Source organism: Xanthomonas sp. WHRI 7945 (assembly GCF_035026585.1).
In genome coordinates, this window is the sequence record NZ_JAYIQP010000019.1 from 18,679 (window position 1) to 33,112 (window position 14,434).

Here is a 14,434-nt window from a genome sequence, read left to right on the forward strand (position 1 = left end):
GCGGGCGATGCCGCAGCGGCATCGCGTCCATAAAAAACCCCGCCGAAGCGGGGCTCAAGAACAGCTCAGCCGAGCAGGAAATTTACTCGACAGGCGTAATATTGGAGGCCTGCGCGCCCTTCGGACCCTGGGTCAGGTCGTAGCTGACACGCTGTCCTTCCTGCAGGCTGCGGAAGCCCTTGGAATTGATCGCGGAGAAGTGCGCGAATACATCGGCGCTGCCGTCTTCCGGCGAAATAAAGCCAAATCCCTTGGCGTCGTTGAACCACTTGACGGTACCGTTCGGCATGGTGATGCGAGACCTTGTGCAATGAATGGGTGGTGGTTGTGCGGCATCCCGCACCGGCGGAGTATGCAAAGCTTGAGCAGCGAAGACAATCACCCGCGCGCCAGTTCGCCGATCAGCTCCGGCAGCCCCGCCGACGCCGCCTCCACGTTCGCCAGCACCTCGGCCAGGGTGATCTCCTGCGCGTCGCCGCAGCCGGCGGCCCAGTTGGCCACGATCGCCAGACACACATATTCCAGGCCCAGTTCGCGCGCCAGGCCCGCTTCCGGCATGCCGGTCATGCCGACCAGGTCGCAGCCGTCGCGGCGCAGCCGCGCGATCTCTGCAATCGTTTCCAGCCGCGGCCCCTGGGTGGCGCCGTAGCAGCCGCCGTCGACCACGTCGGCGCCGGTCACGCGCGCGGCGGCCAGGACCTTGCTGCGCAGCATCGGCGAATACGGGTGGCCGAAATCCACGTGCAGCACCTCGCTGCCCGGCTCCTCGCTGAGCGTGGAGATGCGGCCCCAGGTGTAGTCGATCAGCTGGTCCGGGCAGGCCAGCACGCGCGGCCCGAAGCGCTCGCCGATGCCGCCGACGGTGTTGAGCGCGAGCACCCGGGTGGCGCCGATTTGCTGCAACGCCGCAAGGTTTGCGCGGTAGTTGATCTTGTGCGGCGGCAGCGAATGGCCTTCGCCATGGCGGGCCAGGAACGCGACCCGGTGGCCGAGCAGCGTGCCGATGCGCACCGGGCCGGACGGACTGCCGTAGCGCGTGTCGACCTCGCGGGTCTCCACGTCGTCCAGTTGTGCGAGCTTGTAGACGCCGGTGCCGCCGATCACGGCCAGTGCGATGTTGTCCATGCGGATCCTCGAATCGAAACGTGCGCGCGCGCCGGCCGCGACGGCCGGCGCGCATGAAGGAAGCGGCGCCCTGCGGCGCGCGCTATTCCTTCATCGCGTAGATCGCCGGCAGGTTGCGCAGCGCTTCGTTGACGTCCATGCCGAAGCCGAACACGTAGCGGTCCGGCACGTCCACGCCCACGTAGTCGGCGCTGACGCCGTCCACGCAGCGATCGTGGCGCTTGACCGTCAGCGCCGCGATGCGCACGTCGGTGGCGCCCTGCTCCAGGCACCACTGGCGCACCGCCAGCAGGGTCAGGCCTTCGTCGAGGATGTCGTCGAGCAGCAGCACGCGGCGCCCGTACAGCGCGGTGGCCGGGCGGTGCTTCCACACCAGTTCGCCGCCGACGGTCTCGCCGCGGTAGCGGGTGGCGTGCAGGTAATCCAGCTGCAGGTCCTGGCCGCGCGCGCCCAGCTCCAGCGCCAGTTGCCCGGCGAACGGCAGCGCGCCGTGCATGATGGTCAGGTAGACCGGGATCTCGCCGCGGTAGTCGGCGGCGATGGCGTCGGCCATGCGCGCGATGGCCTGGTCGAGTTGCGGACGATCGACCAGCAGGTCGGCCTGGGCCAGGGCCTGGGCGATGGTGAGAGTGGACATCAGGCGGTTTTTCCGAAGGTTGCGAGCAGGTGGGATTGGGTGTGGCCGTAGCGGGCATCGGCGAGCAGGCCGTCCCAGCCGAGGGCGCCGCGGCCGATCAGGCCGAGCAGCGCGGCGGTATTGAGCGGGCGGTCGCGCACGGCCTGCAGCGACTCCTCCACCAGTTCGGGATGGCAGACCAGGACCACGTCGCAGCCGGCGTCCAGGTGCGCGGACACGCGCGCGGCGACGCCGCCGGCGGCGAACGAGGCGGCCATGCCGATGTCGTCGGAGAACACCACGCCGCGGAAACCCAGTTCCTGGCGCAGGATCTGCTGGATCCAGCGCGGCGAGTAGCCGGCCGGTTCCGGCGCCACCTGCGGATACACCACGTGCGCCATCATCACCGCATCGGCGCCGGCGGCGATGCCGGCGGCGAACGGGACCAGGTCTTCCTGGCGCAGCAGCTCGAGCGGGCGCGGATCCTCGGCGCTGTCGACGTGGGTGTCTTCCAGCACCGTGCCATGGCCGGGGAAGTGCTTGAGCGTGGCAGCCATGCCGACGCTGTGCATGCCGCGCACGTAGGCGGCGGTGAACGCGGCCACCACCTGCGGATCGTCGCTGAAGGCGCGGTCGCCGATCGCGCGGTTGCCGCGCGCCAGGTCCACCACCGGGGCGAAACTCAGGTCCACGCCGCTGGCGCGCACCTCGCTGGCCATCAGCCAGGCGTGCTGCTCGGCCAGCGCCAGCGCCGCCTCGCGGTCGCGCGCATACAAGGCGCCGAAGCCGTGCAGCGGCGGCAGCGCGCTGTAGCCGTCGCGGAAGCGCTGCACGCGGCCGCCTTCCTGGTCCACGCAGATCAGCTGCGGCCGCGCCGCCGCGGCACGGATCGCCGCCGCCAGCTCGGCGACCTGCGCGCGCGAGGCGAAATTGCGCTTGAACAGGACCACGCCGGCCACCGCGTCGTGCTGCAGCCAGTCGCGTTCCTGCGCGGTGAGTTCGGTACCGGCGACGCCGATCGCGAGCATGCGGGGGATTCTCCTGCCAGCGCGGTTCGGTGCGCCTGGGCGGGCATTGTCGCAGATGCCGGCGTCGGCGACAGGTCGAGGCATTGGCGTGCCGCGGCCCAGGCCTGGCGGTGCGCTATGCACCGCAGGTCGCCGCAGCGTCGCAGGCCTACACCGCGCAGCCGTCGGGGCCGCAGTCCCGGTCCGCGGCGGACACCTGCGGCAGCAGGCCGCGCAGGGCTTCGGCGAACGCTTCCGGCGGCTGTGCGCCCTGGATCGCGTGGCGGCCGTCGATGACGTAGGTCGGCACCGCGCGGATGCCCATCGCCTGCGCCTGCTGCAACTGCGCCTGGATCTCGGCCAGGCCCTCGTCGCCGTCCAGCAGCGCCCGCACGCGCGCCGCAGGCAGCCCGCCGGCGGCGCCGGCCTCGATCAGCGTGTCTGTCTCGGCCAGGTTGCGCCCCTCGGCGAAATGCGCATGGAACAGCGCCTCGGCCACCGCCTCGGCATCGCCCTCGCGCCCGGCCAGCCACAGCAGCCGGTGTGCGGGCAGCGTGGTCACCCGCACCTGGCCGCGGTCGAAATCGAACGGCAGGCCCTCGGCGCGCGCGGTGGCCTGGGTCTGCGCCAGGATCTGCTCGGTGCGCGCGGCGCCCCCGAACTTGGCTTCATAGGCCTCGCGCAGCGGCACCGGCTCGGTGCCGGCATCGGGATCGAGCAGGTACGGATGCCAATGGATCTCCAGCGCCGGCGCGTCCGCGCCAAGCGCCGCGATGCCCTGCTGCAGCCGGCGCTTGCCGATCCAGCACCAGGGGCAGACCACGTCGGACCAGATGTCGAGGCGCATAGGGCAGGGATTCGGGATTCGAGATTAGGGATTCGCAAAAGCATAAACCCGATCGCCGCACGCGGCCCGCTTTTGCGAATCCCTAATCCCCAATCCCGAATCCCGGCCACTGAGTGAACGGATGCGAGGCCAGCGCCAGGTTGTAGTAGCGCGCGTCGTCGGTGACTTCGGCGCCGATCCAGTCGGGCTTGGCGAAGGCTTCGTCGGCGCTGCCCAGTTCGATCTCGGCGACCACCAGCCCGGCGTTGTCGCCGAGGAACTCGTCCACCTCCCACAGATGGCCCTGGTGCTGCACCAGATGCCGGCGCTTGTCGATCAGCCCGCCCACGCACAGCGCCAGCAGCGCGCGCGCATCGTCCAGCGGCAGCGGATACTCGAACTCCTGGCGGGTATGCCCGAGCGCGCGCGACTTGAGGTTGAGGAACGCCTCCTCGCCCTGGATGCGCACCCGCACCGACGCCTTCTGCGCACCGCTGTCCATCGCCGCCTGATCGTTGATGTAGCCCTGCGCCATCGGGATCACCCGGTGCGCCGCGGCGCGCCAGCCGTCGCCGGTGACGAGGAATTTGCGTTCGATTTCGATGGGCATGGGAATGGGGAATCGGGAAAGGAGAATCGGGAAAGCATAAGCCAGCGCACAGACGCCGCTGTTACGAATCCCTATTCCCGGCTTTCCACAGCCGAACGGCTGGTCATCCCCAATCCCGGCTTCTCAAACACCGCAATACTCTCCACATGCGCCGTATGCGGGAACATGTCCATAGCGCCGGCGGCCTTCAGCACGAAGCCCTGCTCGTTGACCAAGTAGCCGGCGTCGCGCGCCAGCGAGCCGGGGTGGCAGCTGACGTAGACGATGCGCTGGAAGCTGTCCAACGGCAGCTGCCGCAACACTTCGATCGCGCCGGAGCGCGGCGGATCGAGCAGCAGCTTGTCGAAGCCCTGCCGCATCCATGGCGCCTGGCGCTGGTCCTGGGTCAGGTCGGCGGCGTGGAACTGCGCATTGTCCAGGCCGTTGCGCTGCGCGTTGTCGCGCGCCCGCGCCACCAGTCCGGCATCGCCTTCCACGCCCACCACTTCACGCACCGTGCGCGCCAGCGGCAGGGTGAAGTTGCCCAGCCCGCAGAACAGGTCGAGCACGCGATCGCCGGGCTGCGCGTCGAGCAACGCCAGCGCGTGCGCGATCATCTTCTGGTTGAGCGAGGCGTTGACCTGGATGAAGTCCAGCGGCCGGAACGCCAGCTCCACGTCCCACTGCGGCAGCCGGAACGACAGCGGCACCTCCTGCGGGTACAGCGGATGCACCGTGTCCACGCCGCCGGGCTGCAGGAAGATGGCGAAATCGTGCGCCTGGGCGAAGGCGACCAGCGCCGCCTGGTCGCGCGCGCTGAGCGGCTGCATGTGACGGAAGGTCAGCGCCACTGCGGCGTCGCCGGCGATGAATTCGATCTGCGGGATGTCGCGCTTGCCGTCCAGGCTCTCGACCAGTTCGGCCAGCGCGCTGACCTTGAAGCCGATCTGCGGGATCACCGTGTGGCACACCGACAGGTCGGCGACGAAGCGCGGATCGAGCTCGCGGAAGCCGACCAGGGTCTTGTCCTTCTTCTCCACCCGGCGCACCGAGAAACGGCCCTTGCGCCGGTAGCCCCAGGGCTCGCCGGACAGCGCCGGCAGCACCGTCTGCGGGGTCACGTGGCCGATCCGCTCCATGTTGTCGGTCAGCACCCGCTGCTTGGCCAGGATCTGCTGGTCCTCGGCCAGGTGCTGCAGCACGCAGCCGGCGCAGACCCCGAAGTGCGGGCAGCGCGGCTGCACCCGCTGCGGCGAGGCCTGCAGCACCTGCAGGGTGCGCGCCTCGTCGAAATGGCGGTTGCGCGCGGTGGGTTCGGCGAGGACCGTCTCGCCCGGCAGCGCGCCGGCGACGAAGGCGACCTTGCCGCCCTCGCCTTCGGGGCGGGCGACGCCGCGGCCGTCGTGGCTGAGGTCGGCGATCTCGGTCTGGAACGGGGTGCGGTCGAGGCGTTTTCTGGATCGGGCCACGTGGCGGCAGGCTGCGGGCGGAAAAGGGCGGCTATTGTCGCAGATGCGCCAGGGCCTGCCGATGCGTCCGGGTCGCCAGGGCGTTCCTGGGCACGTGCGCGGATGCCGCCGCGTACGCGTTCGAGCGCGGCCGTCGCCTCGCCGTGGCTATCCCGATGCGGCTGCAGATCCGACCGTCAGGGACGCCCGCTTGCGGACGCGGCGGCGGCGGCGCAAAGTGATGCGACGCATCGTCGCAGCCGCTAAGATACGCCCAGGCCGCATGGAGGCATAAGGATGGCATCGACCCAGGACCCTGTGACGCGACTTTTGCTGGTCGAGGACGACCCGATCAGTCGCGCGTTTTTGCAAGTGACGTTGGAATCCCTGCCAGCGCAGGTCGATCTGGCCGACACCGTCTCCGCCGCACTGGCCAGCGCACAGACCCAGGAACACGCCCTGTGGCTGATCGACGCCAACCTGCCCGACGGCAACGGCGCCGACCTGCTGCAGCGGCTGCAACGGCTGCGCCCCGGCACCCTGGCGCTGGCGCACACCGCCGATGCCAGCGACTCGGTCCGCGAGCGCCTGCTCGGCGCCGGCTTCGCCGAAGTGCTGCTGAAACCGCTGAGTCCCGAACGCCTGCTGCAGGCCGTGCGCCGGCTGCTGGTCCGCGGCCGCGTCGGCACCGCGCCGAGCGCGGCGGAAGCGGCGGTGGACTGGGACGAGACCACCGCGCTGGTCGCGCTCAACGGCGAACGCTCGCACCTGATCGCGCTGCGCGAACTGTTCCTGGCCGAATTGCCCGGCACCCGCGATGCGGTCGCCTCGGCGCTGCAGCTCAGCGACGAACAGGCCGTGCGCAACCACCTGCACCGGCTGCAGGCCAGCTGCGGCTTCGTCGGCGCCGCCCGGCTGGCGCGCGCGGTGCGCCAGCTGCAGGGCGATCCGGCGTCGTCGCAGGCGCGCAACCAGTTCAGCGAGGCTGTGGCGGCGTTGTTGCATTAGGAGTGTCGGGACCGGGGACCAGGGACCGGGGACCCGGAACAGCCTGGCCTGCTTGCCGTGTGCCTTCCCGGCGTGCGTAAACCGCGGCGGCGTTGCGATGAAGCCGGAGCCGTGACTGGTGGACGGGAACATCTGGCGTGTCTTTGCCAATGCCATCCAGCGCCAGAGCGCGGCTGCATCCGCGAGCCGCCGCCCTGAATTTTCTTCCGCTCAGTCCCGCATGCCGCCGTCCACGGACTCCGCGGTTCCCGGTCCCCGGTCCCCGGTCCCTGGTCCCGGCTCCACGGGTCCCTGGTCCCCAGTCCCCAGTCCCTGCTCCACGGGTCCCCGGTCCCCGGTCCCCGGTCCCGATCTCCGCCCCGCCCTCGCCAGATCCTCCAACATCTCCCACGACTTCAGGCCGCGCCCGCCCAAGTGGTGCAGCAGCACCACGCGCATGCCGCGGCGCAGGCCGGGCAGGTCCTCGGCCACCGGCATCTCGTCGGCGGCCAGCGCCAGCAGCGCGCGGCCGGTGGCCATGCCGCTGCGTTGGTCGTGGCCGCGGTCGCTCAACAGGCGACGCGGGCCGTGTTCGGCGTCCAGCACGTAGCGCGCGGCCGGGTCGATCGGGTCGCCGTCGCCGTCGTGGCGCAGGTCGAAGCCGACGCCCAGCGCATCCAGCAGGTCGCGTTCGAAGCAGCGCAGCGTCCACGCCAGCGGCGCCTCCGCGCCTAGCCGCGCGCGCACCCGCGCGTAGGCCAGGTACAGGTCCGGCGCCGGATCGTCGCGCGGCGCCAGGCGCAGAGTCAGTTCGTTGATGTAGAACCCGGCGAGCATGCCGTCCCCGCTCAGGCGCGGCGCCGTGTCCAGCGCCTCGGCGGCACGCAGCTGGCCCAGCTCGCCGCGCCGCTGCGCGCTGAAACGGATCGACTGCAGCGGCTGCAGCGCGGCGCGCAAGGGCTGATTCCTCGGCCCCTGCACGCCCCGCGCCAGCAGGCCCAGCCGCCCGTACCGCGCGCTCAGCACCTCGACCAGCAGGCTGGTCTCGCGCCAGGGGCGCGCGTGCAGGACGAAGGCGGGTTCGTGTTCTATCAGCACGCGTGGAGTCGGGACCGGGGACCGGGGACCGGGGACCCGGCAAAAGCCAAGGCAAAAGCAGGGCCTGCGTGCTGAAGAAGCACACGTTTCGACTCGATCAATCCAAGCGCCGCGATGCTGGTAGAGAGTCCGATCATCAAGACATGCCCCGCATCGCCGTTCCTCAACCTCTTTCAGCCGCCGCCGCGCCGCTTTTCCCGGGTCCCCGGTCCCCGGCCCCTGGTCCCGGCTTCACTCCCCGTACCCAAACGCCTTCAGCGCTGCCTCGTCGTCCGACCAGCCTTCGCGCACGCGCACCCAGGTCTCCAGGAAGACCTTGGCGCCGAACAGGCGCTCCATCTGCTGCCGGGCCTTGGCGCCGATGTCCTTCAGGCGGGTGCCGCCCTTGCCGATCACGATCGCCTTCTGGCCTTCGCGCTCGACCCAGATCACCGCGCCGATGCGCAGCAGCGCGCCGTCCTCGGCGAAGCGTTCGATCTCCACCGTGGTCGCGTACGGCAGTTCTTCGCCGAGTTGGCGCATCAGCTGTTCGCGCACCAGTTCGCCGGCCAGGAAGCGCTGGCTGCGGTCGGTGATCTCGTCCTCGCCGAACATCGCCGGGGCTTCCGGCACCAGCGCCAGCAGGTCGCGCACCAGCGCTTCCAGGCCCTTGCGCTTGAGCGCGGAGATCGGATGCACCGCGGCGAAGCTGCGGCCCTCGCTGACCTGCTGCAGGAACGGCAGCAGCGCGGTCTTGTCCTTGAGCCGGTCGACCTTGTTCACCACCAGCACCACCGGGATGCCGGAATCGCTGAGCACGTTGAACGCCAGCGTATCCTCGTCGTCCCAGCGCCCGGCTTCGATCACCAGCAGGCCGGCGTCCACGCCTTCCAGCGAGCCGCGCGCGGCGCGGTTCATGACCCGGTTCATCGCGCGCTTCTGCTCGCGGTGCAGGCCGGGCGTGTCGACCAGCACCAACTGCCCTTCCGGGAAGCTGGCGATGCCCAGCAGGCGGTGCCGTGTGGTCTGCGGGCGGTTGGAGACGATGCTGACCTTGGCGCCCACCAGGGCGTTGGTCAGGGTGGACTTGCCCACGTTGGGGCGGCCGATCACGGCCACGCTGCCGCTGCGGTAAGGAGGCGCTTGCTCGTTCACTTGCTCGAATCCAGTTGCTCGATGGCGGCGGCGGCGGCCTGTTGTTCGGCCAGCCGTCGCGAGGTGCCCTCGCCCTCGGTGACGAGGGCAGGCTCGGCGAGTACGCAGCGTACCCGGAATAGCTTGGCGTGGTCGTCGCCGGTTTCGCTGATCAGCTCGTAGGCCGGCAGGCTGCGCTGCCGCGCCTGCAGCCATTCCTGCAGGCGGGTCTTGGCATCCTTCTCGGCCTTGCCCACCGGCAGTGCGGCCAGCGCCGTCTCGAACCAGGGCAGGATGACCGCACGGCAGGCCTCGAACCCGGCGTCCAGGTAAATCGCGGCGACCACCGCCTCGACCGCGTCGGCCAGAATCGAATCGCGGCGATGCCCGCCGGATTTCATTTCGCCCGGCCCCAGCGTCAGCCGCTCGCCCAGTTCCAGCTGGCGGCCGATGCTGGCCAGCGAGGCCTCGCGCACCAGCTCGGCGCGGGCGCGGGTCAGCGCACCTTCGTCGGCCTTGGGCCAACGCCGGTACAGCGCCTCGGCGATCAGCTGGTTGACGATGCTGTCGCCGAGGAATTCCAGCCGCTCGTTGTGCGGCGCGCCGGCGCTGCGATGGGTCAGCGCCTGCGCCAGCAGCTGCGGGTCGGCGAAGCGGTGACCGATCCGGTCGCCGCGTTGGATGGTCTTACTCGCCACCGCGCGTCGTCAGGTCCTGGGTGATGTCGAACTTGCCGACCACGTCCAGGTTGGCGACCAGCGGCTTGCGCACTTCGTAGACCACGTGCATCTTCCAGCCATTGTCCATGCGGTCGAACTTGACGTCGTCCGGCGTCACGTTGTCGGAGTTGTTGATGTCCAGGCGGCGGAACAACAGCATCTTCGCCTGCGCCGGATCCATGTCGGCGCTGCCCGCCTCGGCGGCCAGGCCCTTCATCGCCGAGCGCACCGCGTAGTACTCCATGTACATCGGGAACAGCTTCATGCCGATGTAGGCGAAGAACCCGACCACCGCCAGCACGATCACGAACGACGTCAACGTCATGCCACTTTGCTTGTGCTTCATCGCGTTTCCCCTTACGCCAGAAATCACTGGATGCCGGTCCCGATCCGCGAGGGATCGAAACTGCCGCTGCAGAACCACCCTTCGCAATTGAGCCAGACCAGGAACGCCTTGCCGCGCAGGTTCTCCTCGGGCAGGAAGTGGGTCTGGGTCCAGAAGCGGCTGTCCTCGCTATTGTCGCGATTATCGCCCATCACGAAATACTGCCCCGCCGGCACCACCCAGTCGCCCTGGCCGGCCGGATTGTTGCGGTCGACCCATTCCAGTTCGGTGTGGGTGCGGCCCGGCAGGTATTCGGTGAGCAGCGTGGACCCGGTCATCTCCGCGCCCTTGCCCTTGCCCACGTACTCGCCGCGGACCTGGTACTTCATCGGCGCGCCGTTGATGTACAGGGTATCGCCGTGGAAGCCGATGCGGTCGCCGGGCAGGCCGATGACGCGCTTGATCCAGTTCTCGTCCGGCTTGTGCGGCGGCTTGAACACCACCACGTCGCCGCGCTTGGGCTCGCTGGTCGGGATCACCTTCTGGTTGGTGATCGGAAGGCGGAAGCCGTAGGCGAACTTGTTGACCAGGATGAAATCGCCGACCAGCAGGTTCGGCATCATCGAACTGGACGGAATCTTGTACGGCTCGGCGATGAAGCTGCGCAGGATCAGCACCACCGCCAGCACCGGGAAGAACGCCCGCGAGTAGTCGACCAGCACCGGCTCGGTGTCCAGCAGGCCGGCGCGCGCGGCGCGGCGCTTGGCGAAGAACAGCTTGTCCAGCAACCAGATGATGCCGGTGGCGAAGGTCAGGACCACCAGCGCGATTTCAAACCATTTCATTCTTGCTTGTTCCTTCGGAACGGGATTCGGGATTGGGGATGAGGGGATTCGGCTTAAGCGGGACATCGGACAGGCTTGCGCTCTGCCAATCCCCAATCCCGAATCCCCAATCCCGGCTACTTATCCATCTGCAGCACAGCCAGGAAGGCTTCCTGCGGGATCTCCACGCGGCCGACCTGCTTCATGCGCTTCTTGCCTTCCTTCTGCTTTTCCAGAAGCTTCTTCTTGCGCGAAACGTCGCCACCATAGCATTTGGCCAGCACGTTCTTGCGCATCGCCTTGACCGTGCTGCGCGAGATGATCTGCGAGCCGACCGCGGCCTGGATCGCCACGTCGAACATCTGCCGCGGGATCAGTTCCTTCATCTTCTCGCACAGCTCGCGGCCGCGCCGGTCGGCATGGCTGCGGTGCACGATGATCGACAGCGCATCGACCTTGTCGCCGTTGATCAGCGTGTCCACGCGCACGAACGGGCCGGCGTCGAAGCGCAGGAAGTGGTAGTCCAGCGAAGCGTAGCCGCGCGACACCGACTTGAGCTTGTCGAAGAAATCCAGCACCACCTCGGCCATCGGCAGCTCGTAGCTGATCTGCACCTGGCTGCCCAGGTAGTTGATGCCGATCTGGCTGCCGCGCTTTTCCTCGCACAGGGTGATGATGTTGCCGACGTAGTCCGGCGGGGTGAGGATGTTGGCGCGGATGATCGGCTCGCGGATCTCCTCCACGTTGTTCAGCGGCGGCAGCTTGGACGGGTTGTCCATCGGGATCACGCTGCCGTCGGTCTTGAGCACCTCGTAGACCACGGTCGGCGCGGTCGAGATCAGGTTGAGGTTGTACTCGCGCTCCAGCCGCTCCTGCACGATCTCCATGTGCAGCATGCCGAGGAAGCCGCAGCGGAAGCCGAAGCCCATCGCCTCGGAACTCTCCGGCTCGAAGCGCAGCGCCGCGTCGTTGAGGCGCAGCTTGTCCAGCGCCTCGCGCAGGTCCGGGTAGTCCTCGGCATCGACCGGGAACAGGCCGGCGAACACGCGCGGCTGCATTTCCTGGAAGCCGGGCAGCGCATGCGGCGCCGGGTCGGCGGCCAGGGTCAGGGTGTCACCGACCGGCGCGCCGTGCACGTCCTTGATCGAGGCGTTGATCCAGCCCACTTCGCCGGCGCCCAGCGCGGGCAGTTCCTTGCGCTTGGGGGTGAACACGCCCACCTTGTCGACCAGGTGGGTGCGGCCGGTGGACATCACCAGGATCTTGCTGCCCGGCTTGATCTCGCCCTGCATCACCCGCACCAGCGAGACCACGCCCAGGTAGTTGTCGAACCACGAGTCGATGATCAGCGCCTGCAGCTTGTCGGTGTCGCGCGGCTTCGGCGGCGGGATGCGATGCACGATCGCTTCCAGCACCAGGTCCACGTTGAGGCCGGTCTTGGCGCTGACCGCCACCGCGTCCTCGGCGTCGATGCCGATCACCGCCTCGATCTCGGCCTTGGCGCGGGCGATGTCGGCGGTGGGCAGGTCGATCTTGTTGAGCACCGGCACCACTTCCAGGCCCTGCTCCACCGCGGTGTAGCAGTTGGCCACCGACTGCGCTTCCACGCCCTGCGCGGCGTCGACCACCAGCAGCGCGCCCTCGCAGGCGGCCAGCGAGCGGCTGACTTCGTAGCTGAAGTCGACGTGGCCGGGGGTGTCGATGAAGTTCAGCTGGTACACCTGCCCGTCCTTGGCCGTGTACGGCAAGGACACCGACTGGGCCTTGATGGTGATGCCGCGCTCGCGCTCGATCGGGTTGGAATCGAGCACCTGCGCTTCCATCTCGCGCGCCTGCAGGCCGCCACAGAGCTGGATGATGCGATCGGCCAGGGTCGATTTGCCGTGGTCGACGTGGGCGATGATGGAGAAATTGCGGATGTTCCGCATCGAATCAGAGGACATGAGGTGGGCGGCGGCCAGGACCGTCGTCAGGATAACGGGCCATTATCGCATGCCCGGAGCGAAGCGGAGGCCTGCGCTGGCCCGGCCATCGCACGTGCGTACCTGGCTGCGGCGCCGCGCAGGAAAACCCAATGAAATCAAAGACGGCCAGCGAACCGGGGTTCGCTGACCGTCGTTGGCGGCACCTGGCGCGGCGGTTCAGTCGACGCTGATCGCGACGAACTGGCTGGCCGGGCTGCCCGGCGCGCGCACCAGCAGCATCACCACGTCGCCCTTCTTCGCGCCGGCGGTCAGTTTCTGGAACTGCGCCGCGCTGGACACCGGGGTGCGCCCGACCTGCAGCACGATCATGCCCGGGCGCAGCTGCGACTTGCTCGCCACCGCGCGGCTCACCTGCGCCACCTGCACGCCTTCGTCGGCGCGCAGCCCGAGCTTCTGCCGCACCGGCGCCGGGATCTCCTCCACGCTGATGCCCAGCGCGCTGCTCTCGGCGGCCTGCGGCGCCGGCGCCGCACCGCCGCGGCCGGGCAGCTGCTGGCCCATGGCCGCGCCGTCGTCGCTGAGCTCGCTCAGGGTCACGCTGATGTCGCGCGGCTTGCCGTCGCGGATCACGGTGACGCGCGCCTTGCTGCCCGGCGGCAGCATGCCCACCAGCGGCGGCAGGTCCTCGCGCGTGTTGATCTTCTGCCCGTTGAAGGCAACGATGAAGTCGCCCGGCTCGATCCCGGCCTTGGCCGCGCCGCTGCCCGGCTGCACGCCGTTGACCAGCGCGCCGCGGGTGTCGGTCAGGCCCAGGCCCTTGGCCTCGACGTCGCTGATGTTCGGCTGCATGGTCACGCCGAGCATGCCGCGGCTGACCTTGCCGGTCTTCTTGATCTGCTCGACCGCGCTCATCGCCAGGTCGATCGGGATCGCGAAGCTGATGCCCATGTAGCCGCCCGACGCGGAAAAGATCTGCGAGTTGATGCCGACCACTTCGCCGCGGGTGTTGAGCAGCGGGCCGCCGGAATTGCCCTGGTTGATCGCCACGTCGGTCTGGATGAAGGGCACGTAGCGCTGGTCGGCGTACGGGTTGCTGCGCCCGGTGGCGCTGACGATGCCGGCGGTGACCGAATGGTCCAGGCCGAACGGCGAGCCGATCGCCACCACCCACTGCCCGGGCTTGAGCACGTTGGAATCGCCCACGCGCACCGTCGGCAGGTTCTTGCCGTCGATCTTCAGCAGCGCCACGTCGTACTGCTGGTCGCTGCCGACCACCTTGGCGGTGAACTCGCGGCGGTCGGTCAGCTTGACCTTGACCTCGCTGGCGCCGTCGACCACGTGGTGGTTGGTCAGCACGTAGCCGTCGGCTGAGATGATGAAGCCCGAACCCATCGAGCGGCCGCTGGGGCCGCCGTCGTCGTCCTCGTCCGGCACCTGGCCGGGCATCCCCGGCTGACCCGGCATCCCGCCCGGCCCGAAGAAGCGGCGGAAGAACTCCGGGATCTGCGCATCGTCGGGCATGCCGCCGCCACCGCGCGCGGCCGCCGCGGCCTTGCGGCTGATCGTGGTTTCGACGTTGACCACGCCCGGCCCGACCTGTTCGACCAGGTTGGTGAAATCGGGCAGGCCGGCGACCAGCTGCGGCGCGGGCGCTGCGCGCGCGGCCGGCGCGGCCGCGGCGGCCGGCGCGGCCGACTCGGGCTGCTGCGCGCAGGCGGCCAGCGGCAAGGTCAGGGCCAACATGCCCAGCAGATGGTTGCGGATACGGTGAGTCATCGGACGCGAGCCTCCGGTTCGGGAAAGGAAAGGAACACCGCGGCGGTGCCGCGGGC

Annotated in this window: 15 protein-coding genes; 1 reads left to right on the plus strand and 14 read right to left on the minus strand. The window is 69.3% G+C overall.

All coding sequences use genetic code 11. The features are described 5' to 3' along the window. Positions 1-82: 82 nt before the first annotated feature. From VDQ83_RS14960 to rlmD, 7 genes are all read right to left on the minus strand, one after another. Positions 83-289 carry a cold-shock protein gene (locus VDQ83_RS14960; RefSeq protein ID WP_053841138.1) on the minus strand — a complete coding sequence of 69 codons (207 nt, stop codon included), beginning with the start codon at positions 287-289 and terminating at the stop codon, positions 83-85. Positions 290-378: 89 nt separating this feature from the next. Beyond that, positions 379-1,125 (minus strand): S-methyl-5'-thioinosine phosphorylase, encoded by a 747-nt coding sequence (locus VDQ83_RS14965; protein ID WP_455435541.1) that lies wholly within the window; start codon positions 1,123-1,125, stop codon positions 379-381. 82 nt (positions 1,126-1,207) lie between these two features. Continuing rightward, complete coding sequence (locus VDQ83_RS14970; RefSeq protein WP_263397718.1) at positions 1,208-1,762, minus strand: hypoxanthine-guanine phosphoribosyltransferase; 555 nt, start codon at positions 1,760-1,762, stop codon at positions 1,208-1,210. Then, positions 1,762-2,769, minus strand: a complete 1,008-nt coding sequence (nagZ, locus tag VDQ83_RS14975) for a beta-N-acetylhexosaminidase (RefSeq protein WP_263397717.1) — start codon at positions 2,767-2,769, stop codon at positions 1,762-1,764. The genes VDQ83_RS14970 and nagZ overlap by 1 nt, the downstream gene beginning before the upstream one ends. Positions 2,770-2,917: 148 nt before the next feature. Beyond that, positions 2,918-3,595, minus strand: coding sequence for a DsbA family oxidoreductase (locus tag VDQ83_RS14980; protein ID WP_455435542.1), 678 nt, complete (start codon positions 3,593-3,595; stop codon positions 2,918-2,920). Positions 3,596-3,677: 82 nt separating this feature from the next. After that, positions 3,678-4,184, minus strand: a complete 507-nt coding sequence (locus VDQ83_RS14985) for a CYTH domain-containing protein (RefSeq protein WP_455435543.1) — start codon at positions 4,182-4,184, stop codon at positions 3,678-3,680. A gap of 71 nt (positions 4,185-4,255) precedes the next feature. Beyond that, complete coding sequence (gene rlmD, locus VDQ83_RS14990) at positions 4,256-5,632, minus strand: 23S rRNA (uracil(1939)-C(5))-methyltransferase RlmD (RefSeq protein WP_455435544.1); 1,377 nt, start codon at positions 5,630-5,632, stop codon at positions 4,256-4,258. A gap of 270 nt (positions 5,633-5,902) precedes the next feature. Between rlmD and VDQ83_RS14995 the strand changes: the two genes are divergently transcribed. Continuing rightward, entirely contained in the window at positions 5,903-6,619 is a 717-nt protein-coding gene (locus tag VDQ83_RS14995; protein ID WP_455435572.1) for an Hpt domain-containing response regulator, read from the plus strand. A gap of 210 nt (positions 6,620-6,829) precedes the next feature. Here VDQ83_RS14995 and recO read toward each other — a convergent pair whose 3' ends face one another. From recO to VDQ83_RS15030, 7 genes are all read right to left on the minus strand, one after another. Beyond that, positions 6,830-7,696, minus strand: coding sequence for a DNA repair protein RecO (recO, locus tag VDQ83_RS15000; protein ID WP_455435545.1), 867 nt, complete (start codon positions 7,694-7,696; stop codon positions 6,830-6,832). A gap of 231 nt (positions 7,697-7,927) precedes the next feature. Continuing rightward, positions 7,928-8,830 (minus strand): GTPase Era, encoded by a 903-nt coding sequence (era, locus tag VDQ83_RS15005; protein WP_263397711.1) that lies wholly within the window; start codon positions 8,828-8,830, stop codon positions 7,928-7,930. Beyond that, positions 8,827-9,507 carry a ribonuclease III gene (rnc, locus tag VDQ83_RS15010; protein WP_309912678.1) on the minus strand — a complete coding sequence of 227 codons (681 nt, stop codon included), beginning with the start codon at positions 9,505-9,507 and terminating at the stop codon, positions 8,827-8,829. Before rnc ends, era begins: the two co-directional genes overlap by 4 nt. Then, positions 9,497-9,874: a DUF4845 domain-containing protein gene (locus tag VDQ83_RS15015; protein ID WP_455435546.1), complete on the minus strand. Its 378-nt coding sequence runs from the start codon at positions 9,872-9,874 to the stop codon at positions 9,497-9,499. The genes rnc and VDQ83_RS15015 overlap by 11 nt, the downstream gene beginning before the upstream one ends. 23 nt (positions 9,875-9,897) lie before the next feature. Next, complete coding sequence (gene lepB / locus VDQ83_RS15020) at positions 9,898-10,698, minus strand: signal peptidase I (RefSeq protein ID WP_263397708.1); 801 nt, start codon at positions 10,696-10,698, stop codon at positions 9,898-9,900. A 116-nt stretch (positions 10,699-10,814) separates the two neighbouring features. Next, on the minus strand, positions 10,815-12,605 hold the full coding sequence (gene lepA, locus VDQ83_RS15025) for a translation elongation factor 4 (RefSeq protein ID WP_455435573.1): 1,791 nt from the start codon (positions 12,603-12,605) through the stop codon (positions 10,815-10,817). Positions 12,606-12,818: 213 nt separating this feature from the next. Next, positions 12,819-14,378, minus strand: coding sequence for a DegQ family serine endoprotease (locus VDQ83_RS15030; RefSeq protein WP_455435547.1), 1,560 nt, complete (start codon positions 14,376-14,378; stop codon positions 12,819-12,821). Positions 14,379-14,434: the final 56 nt, after the last annotated feature.